The sequence below is a fragment of the Lysobacter alkalisoli genome, from assembly GCF_006547045.1.
In the GTDB taxonomy this organism is placed as follows: Bacteria; Pseudomonadota; Gammaproteobacteria; order Xanthomonadales; family Xanthomonadaceae; genus Marilutibacter; species Marilutibacter alkalisoli.
Window position 1 is genome coordinate 572,365 of record NZ_CP041242.1, and the last position, 18,817, is coordinate 591,181.

15 protein-coding genes and 1 pseudogene are annotated in these 18,817 nt (G+C 67.2%); 4 read left to right on the forward strand and 12 right to left on the reverse strand.

All coding sequences use genetic code 11. The annotated features are described in order from the left end of the window. Positions 1 to 61: 61 nt before the first annotated feature. The 4 genes from FKV23_RS02515 to FKV23_RS02530 all read left to right on the forward strand — a co-directional run bounded on the left by FKV23_RS02515 (position 62) and on the right by FKV23_RS02530 (position 5,014). Positions 62 to 994 (forward strand): ABC transporter ATP-binding protein, encoded by a 933-nt coding sequence (locus FKV23_RS02515; protein WP_141622442.1) that lies wholly within the window; start codon positions 62 to 64, stop codon positions 992 to 994. Positions 995 to 1,006: 12 nt separating this feature from the next. After that, positions 1,007 to 1,294, forward strand: coding sequence for a hypothetical protein (locus FKV23_RS02520; RefSeq protein WP_141622443.1), 288 nt, complete (start codon positions 1,007 to 1,009; stop codon positions 1,292 to 1,294). Next, positions 1,288 to 2,841, forward strand: coding sequence for a hypothetical protein (locus tag FKV23_RS02525; protein WP_167284908.1), 1,554 nt, complete (start codon positions 1,288 to 1,290; stop codon positions 2,839 to 2,841). Before FKV23_RS02520 ends, FKV23_RS02525 begins: the two co-directional genes overlap by 7 nt. Positions 2,842 to 2,959: 118 nt before the next feature. Beyond that, the gene (locus FKV23_RS02530; RefSeq protein WP_167284910.1) at positions 2,960 to 5,014 is read left to right on the forward strand and encodes a S9 family peptidase; all 2,055 of its coding nucleotides are present in this window, start codon (positions 2,960 to 2,962) and stop codon (positions 5,012 to 5,014) included. A 60-nt stretch (positions 5,015 to 5,074) separates the two neighbouring features. Here FKV23_RS02530 and FKV23_RS02535 read toward each other — a convergent pair whose 3' ends face one another. From FKV23_RS02535 to FKV23_RS02590, 12 genes and pseudogenes are all read right to left on the reverse strand, one after another. Beyond that, positions 5,075 to 5,719 carry a hypothetical protein gene (locus FKV23_RS02535; RefSeq protein WP_141622446.1) on the reverse strand — a complete coding sequence of 215 codons (645 nt, stop codon included), beginning with the start codon at positions 5,717 to 5,719 and terminating at the stop codon, positions 5,075 to 5,077. 49 nt (positions 5,720 to 5,768) lie between these two features. Continuing rightward, a pseudogene (leuB, locus tag FKV23_RS02540) lies at positions 5,769 to 6,856 on the reverse strand (3-isopropylmalate dehydrogenase). Then, a complete protein-coding gene (leuD, locus tag FKV23_RS02545; protein WP_141622447.1) occupies positions 6,846 to 7,457 on the reverse strand; it encodes a 3-isopropylmalate dehydratase small subunit in 612 nt (203 codons plus the stop codon). The pseudogene leuB and the gene leuD overlap by 11 nt, the downstream one beginning before the upstream one ends. A 106-nt stretch (positions 7,458 to 7,563) precedes the next feature. After that, positions 7,564 to 8,985 carry a 3-isopropylmalate dehydratase large subunit gene (leuC, locus tag FKV23_RS02550; RefSeq protein ID WP_141622448.1) on the reverse strand — a complete coding sequence of 474 codons (1,422 nt, stop codon included), beginning with the start codon at positions 8,983 to 8,985 and terminating at the stop codon, positions 7,564 to 7,566. Between the two features lie 62 nt (positions 8,986 to 9,047). Next, a complete protein-coding gene (locus FKV23_RS02555; protein WP_141622449.1) occupies positions 9,048 to 10,592 on the reverse strand; it encodes a 2-isopropylmalate synthase in 1,545 nt (514 codons plus the stop codon). Continuing rightward, positions 10,589 to 11,704 (reverse strand): threonine dehydratase, encoded by a 1,116-nt coding sequence (locus FKV23_RS02560; protein ID WP_141622450.1) that lies wholly within the window; start codon positions 11,702 to 11,704, stop codon positions 10,589 to 10,591. Before FKV23_RS02560 ends, FKV23_RS02555 begins: the two co-directional genes overlap by 4 nt. A gap of 2 nt (positions 11,705 to 11,706) precedes the next feature. Then, positions 11,707 to 12,645: an aminotransferase class IV gene (locus FKV23_RS02565; RefSeq protein ID WP_141622451.1), complete on the reverse strand. Its 939-nt coding sequence runs from the start codon at positions 12,643 to 12,645 to the stop codon at positions 11,707 to 11,709. Continuing rightward, a complete protein-coding gene (locus FKV23_RS02570) occupies positions 12,636 to 12,872 on the reverse strand; it encodes an ACT domain-containing protein (protein ID WP_141622452.1) in 237 nt (78 codons plus the stop codon). The genes FKV23_RS02565 and FKV23_RS02570 overlap by 10 nt, the downstream gene beginning before the upstream one ends. Beyond that, complete coding sequence (gene ilvG / locus FKV23_RS02575; RefSeq protein WP_141622453.1) at positions 12,856 to 14,655, reverse strand: acetolactate synthase 2 catalytic subunit; 1,800 nt, start codon at positions 14,653 to 14,655, stop codon at positions 12,856 to 12,858. Before ilvG ends, FKV23_RS02570 begins: the two co-directional genes overlap by 17 nt. Position 14,656: 1 nt before the next feature. Then, positions 14,657 to 15,640, reverse strand: a complete 984-nt coding sequence (ilvC, locus tag FKV23_RS02580) for a ketol-acid reductoisomerase (RefSeq protein WP_141622454.1) — start codon at positions 15,638 to 15,640, stop codon at positions 14,657 to 14,659. A 67-nt stretch (positions 15,641 to 15,707) separates the two neighbouring features. Then, complete coding sequence (gene ilvD / locus FKV23_RS02585) at positions 15,708 to 17,435, reverse strand: dihydroxy-acid dehydratase (RefSeq protein WP_141622455.1); 1,728 nt, start codon at positions 17,433 to 17,435, stop codon at positions 15,708 to 15,710. Between the two features lie 391 nt (positions 17,436 to 17,826). Continuing rightward, positions 17,827 to 18,813, reverse strand: coding sequence for a hypothetical protein (locus FKV23_RS02590; RefSeq protein ID WP_141622456.1), 987 nt, complete (start codon positions 18,811 to 18,813; stop codon positions 17,827 to 17,829). Positions 18,814 to 18,817 lie beyond the last annotated feature (4 nt).

Below are 18,817 nucleotides of genomic sequence, written 5' to 3' on the forward strand. Positions count from 1 at the left end.
TTACGTGCCGACCCCGTCGCCCACCCCGATTGCTCATCAACAAACTCTTTCGAGATCTTCCATGTCCGGATCCAGCTCAGAATTCGTGATCGAAACCCACGCGCTAAGCAAACGCTACGGCCGTAAGCTCGCCCTCGATCGCCTCGATCTGAAAATTCCGCGCGGCCGCATTCACGCCATCGTTGGCGCGAACGGCGCGGGCAAGTCGACGCTGTTCCGCATCCTGCTCGGTTTCCTGCCGCCGAGCGCGGGTGAGGCGCGCATCCTCGGCCGTGACAGCCAGCAGCTCACGTCGGCAGACCGAGGTCGCATCGGTTTTGTCAACGAAGAACACACGCTGCCCGGCTGGTTGAAGGTGGGCGCGGTGATCGCGATGCAGCGACATCATTACGCACAACGCTGGAATCAAAACGCTTTCGATGAAGTCATCGGCCATTACCACGTGTTGCCGGAACAGAAGGTTGGCCAGCTTTCGCGCGGCGAACGTGCCGGCTTCAACATCGCTCTCGCCTTGGCGCAACGGCCGGAATTGCTGGTGCTCGATGAGCCAACGCTCGGGCTCGATGTTGTCGCCAAGCGTGCGTTTCTCGAATCGTTGATGTACAGCCAGGCGGTCGAAAGCTGCACGGTGATTTATTGCTCGCACCAGATGGAAGAGATCGAGCGCGTCGCCGACAACCTGATCATCCTCGAACGCGGCCAGCTCAAACATGTGTCGGCGCCGGAAGATTTCTGCGCGCGGGTGAGCTTGTGGGTGGCCGACGTGCCGTTCAAGGGGCCCGAGCTGTCGAAGGTGCCGGGGCTATTGCAGGTGCAGAGGTTGGATGGCTTGCATCACTACCTGGTGCTGGATCAGGACGAGGAGTTCGGCGATTTCCTGCGCGCCGCCGGTGCGCGTTCCGTGCAGAGCATGCCTGTGAGTCTGGATCGCGCCGTCAACGGATTTCTGGCCAAGAACCACGCCGCGCCCGCAAGCGCGATCGCAACGACCTGATAGGGGAACACCATGTGGGATTTGTTCAAGGCTGAACTGTTGCGCTTCCGAAACTGGGCCCTCGCGTTTCTCGCCGTGCATCTTGTGCTGCTGGGCTTCATGGCGCGGACGACCGACCTGGCCCAGCTGACTTGGGAAAACTACAGCATTATCGGTGCGGTGTATGTGCTGGCGGGCCTCCTGTTCGGCATGTACCAGGCGGGCACTTATCGCCGCCCAAACCAGTGGCTGAACCTGCTGCATCGGCCGGTGCTGCGGTTGCGGATCGTTACGGCGCTGTTCGGCGCGGGGCCGTGCTGATGACGCTGGGCGTCGCGCTGCCAGTGGTGATCATTGCCGGTTACCAGGACGCGATGACCGCGCGCGTCGTCGACCTGCGGCATTGGCTAATCCCGTTGGCGGCGGGGCTGGTGGCCTGTTGCGGCTACCTTGCCGGCGCCTACGCAATGCTCGGTGGGCGTCGTTATGCGTGGATGGTGCTGACCCTGCCCGGGTTTTTCTTGTTCAGCGACGCCAGTGGGTTCGGCATGTTGGCGGTGCAGGCGATGGTGCTGGCGGTGCTGGCTACGCTGGTTGCGGTGGCGTTCAAGCCCGACCTGGGCGAGCCTCCGCGCCGTCTGCCCGCGGTGCTGGCGACGGCGGTGCCGGTCCAGTTCGGCGCGTTCACGGTGCTGGTGCTGTTGAGCTTCGGCGTGGAGATGGTCTGGATTGCGCAGGGTTCGCACCCCAACAACATCCCGGTGCCGTTGCCCGGCGGCACCAAGGAAGCGCAGATGGCCAAGGGGCAGGACTTGCTGCTGAAGGGGTTGGCCGGCAGCCGTCATCCGGAGGCGCCGCTATGGCGCGAGCAGATCGCCCTGTCGGAGACCTTCGAGTACGGTCGCAGTTGGACCTACGCGCCGGCGCGGCACGAGATGAGCAATCTGTCGGCACTCGGGGCAAGCACGCGGTTCGGCGATGCCGAGAAGCAGGTCCAATGGACCTTCAGTCACGATCGCATGCGCTTCGTCGGCGTGGGTGTGGTCGACCGGCAGCCCAAGGGCGAGCTCGGCATCGGCGCCAATCATGCGGCCTTCCCGTCGCCTGCTTTGACCGATGGCGAGCGCTTGATCGTCAATGTCGATGCCAGCTATCAGTACGACAAGGAGTCCGGGCGGATCTACCAGCGCACGCAATTGCCGCCGGGCGAGGTCATCTCCGGATTCCCCGATATGATCGGCGAAACGATGGCGATCCTCAGCAGCCGCGCGCTTTATCTCTACGATGCGCGTGCGGTGACCGAAGGTTTCGATCTGCTGCAGCCCAGGTTCCGGATTCCGACTCCGGGGGCGATCGGCGATCTGAGCCGTATCACCCAGATTGAGCTGCTCGATGGCTACCTGATCTCGTTCGTCTACGAATACAACGCGCACCTCGCTACAGGCGGCGTGCCGTTTCAGCAGATCGTGCGCGTCGATGGCGATGGCCAAGTTGAACTCATCGCCCGACGCACCATCAAATACGACCATCCGCCGCTGTACCGCTATCGGACTTGGTGGTTGTCGCCGCTGGTGGACACCGTGTGGCGCAAGGCGACCGGCTGGTTCGCACCGCCCATGCCGCTTGCGGAGATGGACACGCCTCCCGTGCCACGCAGCATGTGGCTGCTGGCCGGTGTGCTGATGCTGCTCTCGCTGCTGGCCGCGATCTGGCGCACGGCGCGCATCGGCCTCTCGCCGGCGGCCCGCTGGGCGTGGGTGGTCGCCTGTGGCGCGCTCAGCCTGCCGGCGTTGGCCGCGTTGTGGTTGATCTATCCGGTGCGCGAGCAATGGCAGGACGCGCCGCTCGCCCAGCCGGCCCATGCCTGATCGGCAACAGATCCACACCGCCATGCCCGCGAGCGGGAGCCCGGTGCAGTCGCTGTCCCAAGCGCCACCGGATTTCCGCTCTGCCGGGGTTGATCCGGTCCAAGTCCAAGGAAATGCAATGAATCCGATCCCGACCCTACTCGGGGCATTGGCCTGCCTCGTCCTGTCGTGCTCCAGCGCGGCCACTGTTCGCGACGATGCGGCTGCGCTGCGCGCCGCGACCGCAGTCGAAAGCGCGCGCAGTCCCGCGCCGCACCTGAGCCGTGCCGAATTCGTCGCCGTGCCGCCGCTCAGCAGCGTGACGCTCTCGCCCGATGGCCGTCATGTCGCCTATCTGGTCGACCAGGGCGGCGACGCGCGCAGCCTGTGGGTGTTGCCGACCGCCGGTGGCCACGCGCGCAATCTGTTGCCGCGGACCACGGCGCAACAAGCGCGCTGGTCACAGGACGGGAAATGGTTGTTCCTGCAAGGTGCCCGCTTTGTATCGAGTCTGGCGCTGCAGTCAGGCACTGGTATACGGATCGAGTTGGGTGGCACAACCCGACGTGAAACGATGATGGTCGATCCCTCGCAACCGGCTGCGCTAATCGTGCGCGAGGAACTGCGCTCGCCGGCACGCAAGCGCTGGCGTATCGTCCGCATCGATACTCGCGGACGCCGCACTGTATTGCGCGAGGATTCGTTGTGGATCCACGACTTGACCCTGGATGCGCACGGCAATCTGCAATTCCTGATGCGCTACGACGGTCGCGATGCCCATCTGATCGAACGCATGGAGCCAAATGGCAGGCTGCGCGAGGTGCTGCGCTGGGACAACGGCGAAAGCGGCTCGCTGTTGGCCGGTACCGCGCGCGATGAGTTGTACCTGCGCAGCAACTTCGGCACCGATCTGAAAGGGGTGATGCGCCTGGACCCGGACGGGACGCTGCACACGGTCCATCAAGACCCGCGCGGCGAGGCCGATCTCGATCAGCTCGCCACCCATCCGCTGACCCACCTGCCGATGATCGCCAGCTATCGCAGCATTGAAGCGGCGAGTTACGGCATCAGCGACGCGGAGCCACATGTCGATGCGATCCGGGCGCGATTCCCGCATCGCGTGCTGGGCATCTCGATCGGCGCCGGTCCTGGCGCGCAGTGGCTGGTGTCGTCGCTGGGCAGCTCGCCGGACGCCCGGTGGTATCTGTACGACCCACGCAGCAGGGGCTTTCGGCGCATCTTGGCGGAGTTCGGCCGACGATCGCGTTTGAACGATGCAGTGAGCGCACGCGAGATTCCGTTCGCCTACACGGCTTCGGACGGAATGCGCGTGCGCGGCTTCCTGCTGCTGCCACCCGGTGCCGACCCGGCGCGGGTGCCCCTGGTTGCGCAGGTCCATGGCGGTCCCTTCAGCCACAATGAGGATGGTTACGGCCGCTACGACCGCATCGCCCAGTTCCTGGTCAATCGCGGTTACGCGGTGTTCCAGCCCAACTTCCGGGGTTCGACAGGACATGGTCGACGCTACGCGTTGGCCGCGCGCGGCGATTTCGGCAATGGTCGCGTGCAGCAGGACATCGTCGATGGCGTGCGCTACTTGCTAGCCCACGGCATCGGCGATGCGGGCCGCGTCGGCATCGTCGGCCATTCTTTCGGCGGATACGCGGTCTTGCTGGGCGTCACCTTCCAGCCGGAGCTGTTCAAGATCGGCGTTGCGGGCTCGCCGCCTTCCGATTTCGCCTGGTTGATGCGCTGGAACGTCGACGAGGGCGAGCTCGGCACCACGCCCGGATTCGACCTCGAACAGATGTTGCGGCACAACGGCATCGACATCCGCGATGCCGCGGCCATGGCCCGGTTGAGCGCCCAGTCGCCGCTGGCGCACGCGGGCATGCTGCGTCGCCCCCTGGCCCTAGTTGCCGGTGGCCAGGACGAGCGCGTGCCGATCCGCGCCGTGACCCATTACGCCGCGACCTTGAGTTCGCTCGGCAAGCCAGCGACGTTGCTGGTCGAACCCGATGGCGCACATTCACCAGGCGATCCCATCCCGCGCGAAGGCTACATGTACGTGTTGGAAACGATGTTGCATGCACACTTGGGTGGGGACGCACCTGAGGCCCCAAGCTCGAAGCTACGCGCCTATCTGGACAGGAACCTGCGGCTGGTGGGTCCGGAGTTCGCCGGAACGCGCTGAGCCAGCGACGTATCGACGGGCCGAGGAGTGCCGCTACCTGATAAGAGCAGGTGCGGCGGGTCAGTCGTGGCCCCACGGCGTGGGTGGAGTGTCTACCGGTTCGGTGAGGTCGAACTCGACCCGGAAGAGGCGGCCGGGGCGGGCCAGCTCATAGGCGAAGCTCTGGCCGGGCTCGATCTCCATCGCCCAGACATTGGTGGTGGACACGGTCAGCCCTTCGCGGTTGAACAGTTCCTGCGATTCGACGTCGACCGGGAACTCCTGGCGGACTTCGGTACCTGCACTCGTAGTGTCGCCGCCGTACATGGTCAGCACGTCCTCGCTGCCGTCTTCGTGGCGGTGGTCGTGCTTGAGGCGCAGACCGTCTTCGGTGCGGGTCAGCACCCAGGTGCGCGAGTGGTCGTCGCCAACGTGGAAGGGGATGTTGATGCCATCGTCATGGCATTCGCGCACGTGCATCACCAGCGGCTTGCCGGTGAACGGGTCTTCGGCTTCCGGCGGCGGATCGTTGGCGACGATGCGGCCGGCGAAGGCCTGGCCGCAGTGGGTGGCGATGCGTTCGAGGAAGAGGTCGACAGGCTGCGTCTCGACGGTCTCTTCAGTCGGGACTTCGGCTTCCGCCTGCGATGGCGAGGTGGAGGGACCGCTGCAGGCGGCGAGGGCCAGCAACAGTGGCGGGACTGCGAAGTGGAATGGCTTGTTCATGCCCGCACCGTACCGGCTGGGCATGACGATGCGCAAGCCGAAGCCGGTCTCAATCCCGCATCACCACAGGATGGCATTCGATTTGCAGCTGTTCCAGCACCGCCGCGGTCGCCTCCTTCGTGGACACGCCGCGCCCGGCCGGGGCCAGGTCGGCAGTGAACAGGCCGGCGTCGAGCGCGCCTGATACCGCCTTCTCGACGCATTGCGCCTCGTCCTCCAGTCCCAGCGAATGGCGCAGCAGCAGAGCGCTGCTGAGGATGGTCGCGTAGGGGTTGGCGATGCCGCGGCCGGCGATGTCGGGCGCCGAACCGTGGATCGGCTCGTACAGACCGATCCTGCCTTCGCCCAGCGATGCCGACGGCAGCAGGCCAAGCGAGCCGGCCAGCATCGAGGCTTCGTCGGTGAGGATGTCGCCGAACATGTTCTCGGTGACGATCACGTCGTACTCGCGCGGCCTGGACAGCAGGTGCATCGCCATCGAGTCGACCAGCTGGTGCTCGATCTCGATGTCGGGGAACTCGTCGCGGGCGACGCGGGTCGCGACTTCGCGCCACAGTCGCGAGGTTTCCAGCACATTGGCCTTGTCGACCGAGGTGACCTTGCCACGGCGGCCGCGGGCCAGCTCGCAGGCGCGGCGTACCACGCGCTCGATCTCGGCCACGCTGTACTCACACAGATCACTGGCCGAAGTCTCGCTGCGGGTCTTGTCGCCGAAGTAGATGCCGCCGGTCAGTTCGCGCACGACGATCATGTCGACCCCGTTGAGCAGGTGCGGCTTGATCGGCGATGAGCCAAGCGCGGCGGGGTGCGGCTTGACCGGGCGCAGGTTGGCGTACAGCCCGAGCGCCCGGCGGATCGCGAGCAGGCCCTGTTCGGGGCGTACCGGTGCCTTGGGGTCGGACCACTTCGGACCGCCGACCGCGCCCAGCAGGATCGCGTCGGCGCACCGCGCGGCTTCGAGTGTATCGGCCGGCAGCGCTTCGCCGATGGCGTCGATGGCGGCGCCGCCAATGAGTTTTTCCTCGAAACGGAAGTCGTGGCCGTAGCGCTTGCCGACGGCCTTCAGCACATCGACCGCGGCGGCGGTGACCTCGGGCCGATGCCATCGCCGGGCAGGACGACGATGTCAGCGCGCATGGCAGATCTCCATCGGTGTGGTCTCCATTGAAGCGGTCTCCTCATAGCGTTGGATTGCGGGGGCCTGTCTGAGCAGATAGCCGAGCTGGTCGACGCCTTCGAGCAGGCAGGTGCGGGCGAAGGCGTCGAGCGGGAACTCGACCGTGCTGCCGCCCGGCAGGGTGACGGTGCGGGTGGCGACGTCGATGCTCAACTCGATGCCGGGGCGATCGAGCAGCTCGTCGACCACGGCCTCGTCGAGCACGATCGGCAGCAGGCCATTCTTCAGCGCGTTGCTGCGGAAGATGTCGGCGATCTCGGCACTGATCACCGCGCGCAGGCCGAGGTCGGTCAGCGCCCATGGCGCGTGCTCGCGCGAGGAGCCGCAGCCGAAGTTGCGGCCGGCGACGAGGATCTTCGCCCCGGCGTTCCCGGCCTTGTTGAACGCGAAGTCCGGGTTCGGCGAGCCGTCGGCAAGATGGCGCCAGTCGTTGAAGGCGTGCTTGCCCAGTCCCCTGCGCTCGGTGGTGGTCAGAAAGCGCGCCGGGATGATCTGGTCGGTGTCGATGTTGCGCTCGCGCAGGACCACGGTGCGCGAGGTCAGGGTGGTGAAGGGATTCATGGACACTCCTGGGAACCGGGGTTCGTTATCCCGGCGAAAGCCGGAATCCACGGCGCCCGGAAAAAGTCGAAATGGGTCCCGGCTTTCGCCGGGATGACGGGGTTGGTCATGCCGCTTCCTCCGACAGGAGCGCGCGGGGGTCGGTGATCTCGCCGGCCACCGCGCAGGCGGCCGCGGTCAGCGGCGAGGCGAGCACGGTGCGCGCGCCCTTGCCCTGGCGGCCCTCGAAGTTGCGGTTGCTGGTCGACACCGCGAGCTGGCCGGGTCCGACCAGGTCACCGTTCATCGCGATGCACATCGAGCAGCCCGGCTCGCGCCACTCGGCGCCGGCCGCGCGCACGATCGCGTCGATGCCCTCGGCCTCGGCCTCGCGCTTGACCTGCTCGGAACCGGGCACGACCAGCATGCGCACGCGTGGATGCACATGGCGCCCGCGCAGCACGCGCGCGGCCTCGCGCAGGTCGGACAGGCGCGAGTTGGTGCAACTGCCGATGAAGACCACGTCGACCGGCCGTCCGGCCAGTGCGGCATCGGCCTGCCAGCCCATGTAGTCGCGGGCCTTGGCCTCGTCGGGTTTGTGCGTGTCCGGCAGGCGTCCGGATACCGCCGCGACCTGGCCCGGGTGGGTACCCCAGGTGACGGTCGGCTGGATGTCGGCGGCGTCGATCCTCACCTCGCGGTCGAAACGCGCGCCCTCGTCGCTGCGGAACTGCTTCCAGCGCTCGACCGCGGCGTCGAACTCCGGACCCTGCGGTGCGCGCGGCGTGTTGCGCAGGTACTCGAAGGTGATGGCGTCCGGCGCGACCAGCCCGGCGCGCGCGCCGGCCTCGATCGACATGTTGCAGACGGTCATGCGCTCGTCCATCGACAGCGCGCGGATCGCGCTGCCGCGGTACTCGATCACGTGGCCGGTGCCGCCATTGACGCCGATCACGCCGATCACGTGCAGGATCAGGTCCTTGGCGGTCACCCCGGGACCGAGCTTGCCGTCGACGGTGATCGCCAGCGTCCTGGGCTTGCGCTGCAGCAGGCACTGGGTGGCCAGCACGTGGCCGACCTCGCTGGTGCCGATGCCGAATGCCAGCGCGCCGAACGCGCCATGGGTGGCGGTGTGGCTGTCGCCGCAGACGATCGTCATGCCGGGCTGGGTCAGGCCCAGTTCCGGGCCGATCACGTGGACGATGCCGCGCTGCGGGCTGTCCATGTCGAACAGTTCGACGCCGTGGCGCGCGCAGTTCTCGCGCAGGCGCTGCACCTGGGCGCGGGCCTGGTCATTGGCGAATGGCAGCACGCCGTTGGCGTCGGCGGGCAGGGTCGGGGTGGAGTGATCCATCGTCGCCTTGGTGCGATCCGGGCGACGCGGCGACAGCCCGCGCGATTCGAGTTCGGAGAAGGCCTGCGGCGAGGTGACCTCGTGAATCAGGTGCAGGTCGATGTAGAGCACCGCCGGGGCGGCTTCGCTCTCCGGCGTGACGACGTGGGCGTCCCACAGTTTGTCGAACAGTGTTCTGGGTTGTTGGCTGGTCATTGGCTGTGTGGCTGTAGGAGAGGGATGCGGGGCTGCTCAGATCATGGCGTCAGGTCATGGCGTCAGGTCATCGCGACCCGCTTCTGCGGTACGGCGTCGCGTGATCGCAGCACACGGTTGGCGATGTCGAGCCAGGCGATTGCGCTGGCTTCCAGCACGTCGCGACTGGTGCCCTGGCCGGTCATCGCTTCGCCGTCGATGCGCGCGCTCAGGTTGGCTTCGCCGCGCGCGTCGGCGCCGACGCCCATGCTGTGCACTTCGTAGCTCTCCAGCTCGAAATCGACGCCGGTCGCCTGCGCCAGCGCCGCGAACAGCGCGGCCACCGGGCCGTCGCCCTGCGCGCTTTGCATGATGTGCTGGCCCTCCGGGTCGGACAGGTCGACATGCGCGCGCGTGTGCTGGCCGTAGTCGGTCAGGCTCAGCGCGGAGATGCGCCAGCCTGGGCCGAATTTCTCGCCTTCGACCAGGCGCTGCAGGTCGCGGTCGGTGATCGTGTGCTGGGTCTGGGTCAGCGCCTTGGCGTCGGCAATGACCTGGTCCAGTTGCGCGTCGTCCAGCACGAAGCCCAGGTGGCGCAGGCGGCTGGCGACCGCGGCGCGTCCGCTATGGCGGCCGAGCACCAGTTGCGAATCGTCCCAGCCCACGTCCTGCGGGCGCATGATTTCGTAGGTATCGCGGTTCTTCAGCATGCCGTGCTGGTGTATGCCCGATTCGTGGGCGAAGGCGTTGGCGCCGACGATCGCCTTGTTGCGCTGCACCTGGTTGCCGGTGATGCGCGAGAGCAGGCGCGAGGTGGACAGCAGGCGGGTGGTGTCGATGCCGGTCTGCGCGCTGTAGTAGCCGCCGCGCACGCGCAGCGCCATCACCAACTCCTCCAGCGCGGCGTTGCCGGCACGCTCGCCGATGCCGTTGATGGTGCATTCGACCTGGCGCGCGCCGCCCTCGATCGCGGCCAGCGAGTTGGCGACCGCCAGGCCGAGGTCGTTGTGGCAGTGCGCGCTGAAGACGACACCATCGGCACCCTTCACGTTCGCACGCAGGTATTCGAACAGCGTGCGGATTTCCTGCGGCGTGGTGTAGCCAACCGTGTCGGGCACGTTGAGGGTACGCGCGCCGGCTTCGATCGCGGCGTTGAAGACCTCGACCAGGAATTCGCGCTCGGTGCGCAGTGCATCCTCGGCCGAGAACTCGACGTCGTCGACGTACTTGCGCGCCAGCGACACGCCCATGATCGTGTGCTCGATCACCTGTTCGCGGCTCATGTTGAGCTTGTGCTGGCGGTGCAAGGGGCTGGTGGAGATGAAGGTGTGGATGCGCGGTGCCGCGGCAGGTTGCAGCGCCGCCGCGCAGGCCTCGATGTCGCCGGCATGGCAGCGCGCCAGCGCGGCGATGCTGGCGCCACGCACTTCGCTGGCGATGGTCTTCACGGCATTGAAATCGGCCGGCGAACTGTTCGGGAAACCGGCTTCGATCACGTCCACGCCGAGATCAGCCAGCGCATGCGCGAACCTGATCTTCTGCGCAGCGCTCATGGTGAAGCCGGGCGACTGTTCGCCGTCGCGCAGGGTGGTGTCGAAGATGCGTACTCGGGCGGTGGAGTCGTTCATGCGAAGACTTCCTCGTCAATCTTTCGGGGACGTGCGGCCTTGGCCGGAGGCGTCATGGAGTGGGTCGGACGAATGCTTGGAATGGCCGGCTCCTGCGCCGACATCGTCATCGTCGGTTCGCGACGGCGGCGGCGCGGGCGGCGCGGCGCGCGCGGGCGTACTTCGGACAACAACGTGGCGAGCACGCCGGCGTCGAGGTTGCCGCCGGACACCACCGCGCACTTGCGCTTGCCGGCGACACGGCGGCCGGCGGCCAATGCCAGCGCACCGGCGCCCTCGGCGATCACGTGTTCCTCCAACGCCAGCCGCACGAGGGTCTCGCGCAACTCGGCCTCGCGCACGATCACGACGTCGTCGAGCAGTTCGGCCAGCAGGCGCCGGGTCAGGTGGCCCGGCTCCTTGACCCGCACGCCGTCGGCGAGGCTGGCGACCGGTTCGATCAGGCGCTCATCGCCCTTCAGCGCGCGCGCCATCGAGTCGACGCCCTCGACCTGGGCGCCGATGATCCTGACGCCCTGCGACTTCAGTGCCAGCGCGACGCCGGACGCGAGCCCGCCGCCACCGATCGGCACCAGCACCACGTCCGGTGCCAGCGCGGCCAGCTCCAGCCCGACCGTGCCCTGGCCGGCGATCACGTCGGGATCGTCGAAGGCCGACAGCAGGCGGTAGTCGTTCTGCCGCGCCAGCTCGCAGGCGAAGGCCTTGGCCTCGTCGTAGCTGTCGCCGTGCAGGCGCACGGTGGCGCCCCAGTGCGAGACGCCGGCGATCTTGGTTGCCGGCGCGCCGCGCGGCATCACCGTGATCGCGTTGACACCGAGCCGGTACGCGGCCCAGGCCAGCCCCTGCGCATGGTTGCCGGCGGAGGCGGTGATCACGGTGCGGGTATCGCCGCGCTCGTGCGCGGCCAGCAGCGCGTTCAACGCGCCGCGCACCTTGTACGAACCGGTGCGCTGCAGGTTCTCCAGCTTGAGCCAGCAGCCGAAGCGTTCCGCGTAGTGCAACGGCGTCGCCGGCAGGTGGCGGCGCAGCCGTGCCTGCGCGGCGAGCACGTCGGCCACGCCTACGACTACGTCTACATCAGGGTCCTGCGAGCGGGCCACGTCACCGTCCATCGTCAGACCGCAGTCAGCCAGCGGGAGTACGTGGAGTCCCCGCCGCGCACGATGCGTCCGTACAGCGCCTGGAACTTGCGGGTCAACGGGTTGTCGCCGTACTCGCGTTCGTCGAGCGAAGCGATCGGCGCAACCTCGGCCGCGGTGCCGACCACGAACACCTCGTCGGCGTCCTTCAGTTCCTGCAGCGACACCGGTCGCGAGTGCGCGCTGGTCAGCTCGACCAGGGTCGCGCGGGTGATGCCGTCCAGCGCGTCCGGGTGGCTGGCCGCGGTGATGCTGCCGTTCTTGACCATGAACACGTTGGCGCCGGTGCACTCGACCACGAAGCCCTCGCCGTCGACGAACAGCGCCTCGTCGAAGCCGCGTGCCTTGGCCTCGCGCTTGGCCAGCACCGAGTTGATGTAGCCGCCGCACAGCTTCAGCGGCGGCAGCGACGTCGCCGGGTTGCGGCGCCAGCCCGACACGCCCAGCCGCGCGGCCTTGCCGGCCAGGTGCACGGCGGTGGCCATGGTCGCGACCATCATGTGCTGGGTCAGCGGTGCCACGTCCAGCCCGATCGTGCCGCTGCCCAGCCACGCCAGCGGGCGGATGTAGGCATCACGATGGTTGTTCGCGCGCAGCGTCTTCAGCACCGCCTCGCTGGCGGCGTCGACGTCGAAGTCGATGCCCAGCAGTTCGGCGCCCTTGCGCATGCGCTCCATGTGCTCGGGCAGGCGGAACACCGCCGCGCCGCCATCGACGGTGGCATAGCTGCGGATGCCCTCGAACACGCCGCTGCCATAGTGCATGGCGTGGGTGGTCAGCGGCGCCTGCGGCGAGTCGATCGCGACCATGCGGCCGTCGAACCAGACCTGCGGGGTGGCCACGGCCGTCGTCGGCGGGGTGTCGTGGGCAGGTGCGGTGGCCTCGGCGACCGCGGTGGCTTCGTTCAGCTGCACGGTGAAACCTCCACGGCCAGGCAGTCGTAGAGCTTGGCCAGTTGCGTCTGCAGGGCGGTGTCGGCGCGGTCGCCCTCGACCGTCAGGCGCAGATGCCAACGGTCCCCGTCGGGCTGCGTCTCTCCGTCGACGGCGAGTGGGCGGAAACCGCGGCGCTCGGCGGCGCCCAGCACGCGGATCAGCGCGCCTTCGGCCTGCCGCAGGGTGAGATCAAGCTGATAACGCATGGCTGGGGGTCTCCGAAGTGGATGCTGCGGGGGAGGTGGAGGATTCGGCTTCTACTGAAGAGTCCGCACATGGATGTGCGGGGTTTTGCGATGGACTCGCATCCAACATTTCGCTGTTGTTGTGGTTCGGCGGCACCAGCGGCCAGACGTTCGCCTTCTGGTCGATGGCGACGTGCAGCAGGGCCGGACCGGGCATGGCCATCAGCTTCTGCAGCGCGTCCTCGACCGCATCGGCACGGTCCAGGCGCATCGCCGGGATCCCGAACGCGGCCGCCAGCGCGGCGAAGTCGGGGTTGTCGGACAGGTCGATCTCGGAATAGCGCTGCTCGAAGAACAGCTCCTGCCACTGACGGACCATGCCCAGTGCCTGGTTGTCGAGCAGGACGATCTTCACCGGCAGCCGGTAGCGGGCGACCGTGGCCAGTTCCTGCAGGTTCATCTGGAACGAGCCGTCGCCGCTGACGCAGACCACGCGTGCGTCCATGTCTTGCGGCTTCTGCAGGGCAAGTTGCGCACCGATCGCCGCCGGCAGGCCGAAGCCCATCGCACCGAGTGCGCCGCTGGTCAGGTGCTGGCGCGGATGGCTGAAGCGCCAGTGCTGGGCGACCCACATCTGGTGCTGGCCGACGTCGCAGGCGACGACCGCGTCCGGTGCGATCTCCGACAACCGCTTCAGCAACGCCGGCGCGTACACGGTCTCGCCGGGTGCGTCGTAGCGGGTCGCATGGTCGCGCGCGCGCTGCTGGCAGGTTTCCAGCCACTGCCGGCGCGGCACCGCGTGGCGGCCGTGCACGTGCGCGGCGCAGGGCAGGGTCAGCGCCTTCAGCGCGGTGGCGATGTCGCCGTTGACCGCGGCATCGGCATGGCGCAGCTTGCCGATCTCGCAGGCATCGGGGTCGACATGGATCACCCGTGCGTTCTGCGCGAATTCGGCCAGCTTGCCGGTCGCGCGATCATCGAAACGCGCGCCGACCACCACCAGCAGGTCGCATTCCTGCACCGCCAGGTTGGCGGCACGGGTGCCGTGCATGCCGAGCATGCCGAGGTTGAGCGGATGTCCCGCCGGCAGCGCGCCCAGTCCGCGCAGGGTCAGCACGGTCGGGATGCGGGTGGCATTGACGAAATCGCGGAACACCTCGACCGCATGGCCCAGCGCGATGCCACCGCCGCCATAGACCACCGGCCGCTTCGCCTGCGACACCAGCGCCAGCGCCGCGTGCAGCGAGGCATCCGGCGGACGCGGGATGTCGTCGACCTCCAGCGGCACATGCGGGGCCAGCGCGTCGGCGTCGCCGACCTGCACGTCCTTCGGGAAGTCGATCAGCACCGGACCGGGACGGCCGGAGCGGGCGATGCGGAATGCCTCGCCGACCACATGCGGCAGGTCCTCGACCCGACGTACCAGGAAGCTGTGCTTGACGATCGGCATCATCATGCCGAACACGTCCAGCTCCTGGAATGCATCCGTGCCCATCAAGGGCGTGGCGACCTGGCCGGTGATCACGACCATCGGTACCGAGTCCAGCATCGCGTCGGCGATGCCGGTGACCAGGTTCGATGCGCCGGGACCGGAGGTGGCCACGCATACACCCACGCGCCCGCTGGCCCGCGCGTAGCCATTGGCGGCGAATGCCGCGCCCTGCTCATGGCGGACCAGCACGTGCTTCAGTGGCGAGCCGTGCAGGGCGTCGTAGAAGGGCATGATCGCGCCGCCCGGATAGCCGAACAGCGTGTCCACGCCTTCGGCGATCAGGGCCTGCGTGAGCCAGCGGGCGCCGTTCATGTCAGGCAGCCTTGGCCGCAGAAGCGGGCGCGTTGCCCAGCCACTTCATGTTGGCGCGCAGTTTCTTGCCGACCGCTTCGATCGGGTGGTCGAGGTCGGCCTGTTTCATCGCCTTGTAGTTGGCGTTGCCGGCCGCATATTCGGCGATCCACTGGCGGGCGAAGGTGCCGTCCTGGATCTCCTCGAGCACCTTCCTCATCTGCGCGCGGGTGTTGTCGTCGACCACGTACGGGCCGCGGGTCAGCGCACCGTACTGCGCGGTCTCGCTGATGAACTCGTGCATGCGGGTGATGCCGCCTTCGTAGAACAGGTCGACGATCAGCTTCAGTTCGTGCAGGCACTCGTAATAGGCGACCTCGGGCTGATAGCCGGCCTCGACCAGCGTTTCCCAGCCGGCCTGGACCAGCTTGGTGGCGCCGCCGCACAGCACCGCCTGCTCGCCGAACAGGTCGGTCTCGGTCTCTTCCTTGAAGGTGGTCTTGATCGCGTTCTGGCGCGCGCCACCGATGCCGGCGCAGTAGGTCAGCGCCAGCTGCTCGGCCTTGCCGCTCCTGTCCTGGTGCACCGCGTACACCGACGGCACGCCGCGGCCGATCTCGTACTCGCGACGGACCAGGGCACCCGGGCCCTTCGGCGCGACCAGCACCACATCGAGATCTTCGCGCGGCGAGATCTGCTGGTAGTGGACGTTGAAACCGTGCGCGAACAGCAGGCACGCGCCCTGGTCGATGTTCGGCTCGATCACCTCGCCGTACAGCTGCGGCTGGACCATGTCCGGGGTCAGCACCGCGACCAATTCGGCGCCCTTCACGGCTTCGGCCGGGGTCTTGACGGTGAAGCCGTCGGCCTTGGCCTTGATCTCGGTCGGACCGCCAGGGCGCAGGCCGATGGTGACGTCGAAACCGGAGTCGCGCAGGTTGAGCGCGTGCGCGCGGCCCTGACTGCCGTAGCCGACGATGGCGATGGTGGGTTTGCTGCTGGTCATTGCGAAGTCCCTGGTTGTGATTGGAGTGAAGTGATCGGAGCGGTGTGTCGAATGGGTGTTGAAGGGCTCAGACGAGGATGGGTTCTTCCGCACGCACGACTGAGACCGGAATCTCGCGCGGCGACGCGGCATCCAGCGGCCCCGGCGCGGTCACCGCGCCCTTCGAGGCCGAACTGACCGCGCGCGCGTACTTGGCCAGCGCGCCGGTGCGCACGCGGGGGTGGAACGCGGCGACGGGACGGCCGGCGAGATCGGCATCGACATCGATGCGGCGCGTGGCCACGTCGATGCGCACCGTGTCGCCGTCGCGCAGGCGTGCGATCGGGCCGCCGTGCGCGGCTTCCGGCGCGATGTGGCCGACCATGAAACCGTGGGTCGCGCCGCTGAAACGACCGTCGGTGATCAGCGCCACGTCGTTGCCCAGGCCCTGGCCGACCAGTGCCGCGGTCACCGCCAGCATCTCGCGCATGCCGGGGCCGCCGGTCGGGCCTTCGAAGCGGATCACGACCACGTCGCCGGCCTGGATCTCGCGCGCCTGCACCGCGGCGAACGCGGCCTCCTCGGAATCGAACACCCGTGCCGGGCCCTCGAAATGGTCGCGGCCGTGGCCGGCCAGCTTGACGATGCAGCCCTCCGGCGCAAGATCGCCGTACAGGATCGAGTAGCCGCCGCGCGGCTTGATCGGGTCCGATACCGGGCGCACCACGTCCTGCGACGCGGGCGCCGGCACGTCGGCGAGCTCGGCAAAAAAGGAACGGCCGGTGACCGTGGGAACATCCTCGATCAATTCGGCCGCCTGCAGTTCGCGCGCCACCAGTGCGGTTCCGCCCTGCAGGAACATTTCCGCCGCGGTATAGCGGCCGCCGGGTTTCAGGTCGGCGATGACCGGCGTGGACGCCGCCGCCTCGAACTCCTCCAGGTCGAAGGCGACGCCGGCCTCGTGTGCGATCGCCAGCAGGTGCAGGGCCGCGTTGGTGGAACCGGCCGTGGCCGACACCGCGCGTGCCGCGTTGCGCAACGCGGCGGGGGAGAGGAGTGTGCGCGGTGTCGGCCCGCCATTGCGCAACTGCTGCATGACCAGTTCGCCGCAGGCCTTCGCGGCGGCAGGCTTGTCGGCATGGATCGCCGGGATGTCGTTGAGCTGCAGCGGCGACAGGCCGAGGAAGGTCAGCACCATCGCCATCGTGTTGGCGGTGAACTGGCCGCCGCAGGCGCCGGCACCGGGGCAGGCGTGCGACTCGACGCGGTGCAGTTCCTCGTCGTCGATGCGCCCGGCCGAATGCGCGCCGACCGCCTCGAACACGTCCTGCACGGTCAGCGGCTTGCCGTCGCCGTCCTTGGTCGGGCACCTGCCCGGCATGATGGTGCCGCCGTAGAGGATCACGGTCGGGATGTCGAGCCGCGCCGCGGCCATCGCCGCCGCGGGGATGGTCTTGTCGCAGCCGACCAGCAGCACCATCGCGTCGAGGCTGTGGCCGGTGACCGCCAGCTCGATCGAGTCGGCGATGGTCTCGCGCGAGGCCAGCGAGGCGCGCATGCCGTCGCTGCCCATGGCGATGCCGTCGGTGATCGCGATGGTGTTGAACTCGATCGCGGTGCCGCCCGCGCCTTGGACACCCTCGCGCACGTCCTGCGCCAGGTCGCGCAGGGTCAGGTTGCATGGCGACACGTCGGTCCAGGTGTGGATCACGCCGACGAAGGGCTTGGCGATGGCGGCGTCGTCGCGACCGGTGGCGCGCAGCATCGCGCGCGCCGGTGCGTGTGCGGGCCCCTGTTTGATGGCGTTGCTTCTCACGGATCTGGCTTTCCTGTGTTGCCTGGCGGGTGGCTGGGGGGAGGGCGGTGGGTCTGGTCTGGCAGGCCTGAAACGAAAAACCCCGCGCCGTTGCGGGCGCGGGGTTCTGGTATTCCTTCGGGTTTGCTCGTTCTACTTACGCAACCCCGTACCCCGCGCTTGTTGGCCCGGTAATAAGTACGAGTACGAGAATGAGCGCCGCGGTGGCGGTTGCGATCAGGAGCGGGAGCGCGTCGCGCAGCACCTCGGCCGGGGCGTGGGCCCGGGCGATCGCGGTCTGCGGATGGTTGTTGCGCTGCGTCATGGGTATGGAGATAAACACGGCTTGACAAAAGGTGTCAACAGTTTCCTGTGAAACAGCGCCGAGGCGTGACGGGAGTAGCAATCCTCGTCACTGCGGGCGGGGCAGCAGGCTGCCCCGGTTCAGCATCTGGATGAGCCGCTCCCGATTGCTTCCGTCCCTGGGCCATCCGGAAAAGTGATCCAGCACTTCACCGTTGCGCAGGAGATAGAAATTGGGCGTGGCCCAGCTGTCGATCATCGGCCAGTCCTGACGATGCCTTGCAATTACAACCTGGGTCTTGGGGTGGTCCCGATTCCATGTTTGCACCTTGTTGAAATGCAAGCGGGTGTCTACTGGGGTCAGCCAGGTGGCTACTCCATCGAAAGCTTGAGAGAGTTCCGGATCAGTTTCCACTGTCTCCATCGCGCTCCGCGAAAATGCGCAGAGCGGGTGTGAAATCACTATCAAATGTGTTCCTTCGGACAGGTGAAACAGGTGTGGAAGAAGCCGGTGCTGTTCTTGGTCGACGACATAGGCTTGCTCCTTCCCATTCTCGGATTCTGTTGATACCCCGATCGCGGGCGGTTGTTCAACGTCGAGGGAAGGGTGCTTGTCTAGGTAGTCTCGGGCTTCATCGAACTGGCGATATCCGATCAGTACGCGATAGAAAGTAGTGCGCTGGTCGTCTGTCGTGATTCCTCTGCGCTCGCTCTCGGAGAGGATCAAGCGCAGATCCTGCAAGGGCAGTGGCTGGCGAGAATAGACTGAGGCAAGCGAGGCTGCCTTGATGAACCAGATCAGATCATCGTCGGATGCAGAGCGCAGATGTGTATCGCTCAGTTTTTGACGGAACCCTTGCTCGTAGGCTTGCGAGATTGCATTTCGCTGCTCTACTTCGGAAAGTCTGAAGGTCGACCTTTCGGTGGCATGCAATGAGTTGTACTCGATCTCGGCTGTGTTTCTAGGCTTTGAGAGAGTGTGGCATGGAAAGAAAAAGGCAAGGGTCGCTATGACTATGAAATAAAGGGAGAACTTTCGCACGTTGTCTTTCTCCAGAAAGACGAGGCCACCACTTATGGTGGCCTCGTATTGCAACAGA

Bases quoted from the DNA above. Each gene is read 5' to 3' on its own strand.
- FKV23_RS02515 (WP_141622442.1), top strand. From the start codon at position 62: ATGTCCGGATCCAGCTCAGAATTCGTGATCGAAACCCACGCGCTAAGC.
- FKV23_RS02520 (WP_141622443.1), top strand. From the start codon at position 1,007: ATGTGGGATTTGTTCAAGGCTGAACTGTTGCGCTTCCGAAACTGGGCC.
- FKV23_RS02530 (WP_167284910.1), top strand. From the start codon at position 2,960: ATGAATCCGATCCCGACCCTACTCGGGGCATTGGCCTGCCTCGTCCTG.
- FKV23_RS02535 (WP_141622446.1), bottom strand. From the start codon at position 5,719: ATGAACAAGCCATTCCACTTCGCAGTCCCGCCACTGTTGCTGGCCCTC.
- leuD (WP_141622447.1), bottom strand. From the start codon at position 7,457: ATGAATCCCTTCACCACCCTGACCTCGCGCACCGTGGTCCTGCGCGAG.
- leuC (WP_141622448.1), bottom strand. From the start codon at position 8,985: ATGACCAGCCAACAACCCAGAACACTGTTCGACAAACTGTGGGACGCC.
- FKV23_RS02555 (WP_141622449.1), bottom strand. From the start codon at position 10,592: ATGAACGACTCCACCGCCCGAGTACGCATCTTCGACACCACCCTGCGC.
- FKV23_RS02560 (WP_141622450.1), bottom strand. From the start codon at position 11,704: ATGGACGGTGACGTGGCCCGCTCGCAGGACCCTGATGTAGACGTAGTC.
- FKV23_RS02570 (WP_141622452.1), bottom strand. From the start codon at position 12,872: ATGCGTTATCAGCTTGATCTCACCCTGCGGCAGGCCGAAGGCGCGCTG.
- ilvG (WP_141622453.1), bottom strand. From the start codon at position 14,655: ATGAACGGCGCCCGCTGGCTCACGCAGGCCCTGATCGCCGAAGGCGTG.
- ilvC (WP_141622454.1), bottom strand. From the start codon at position 15,640: ATGACCAGCAGCAAACCCACCATCGCCATCGTCGGCTACGGCAGTCAG.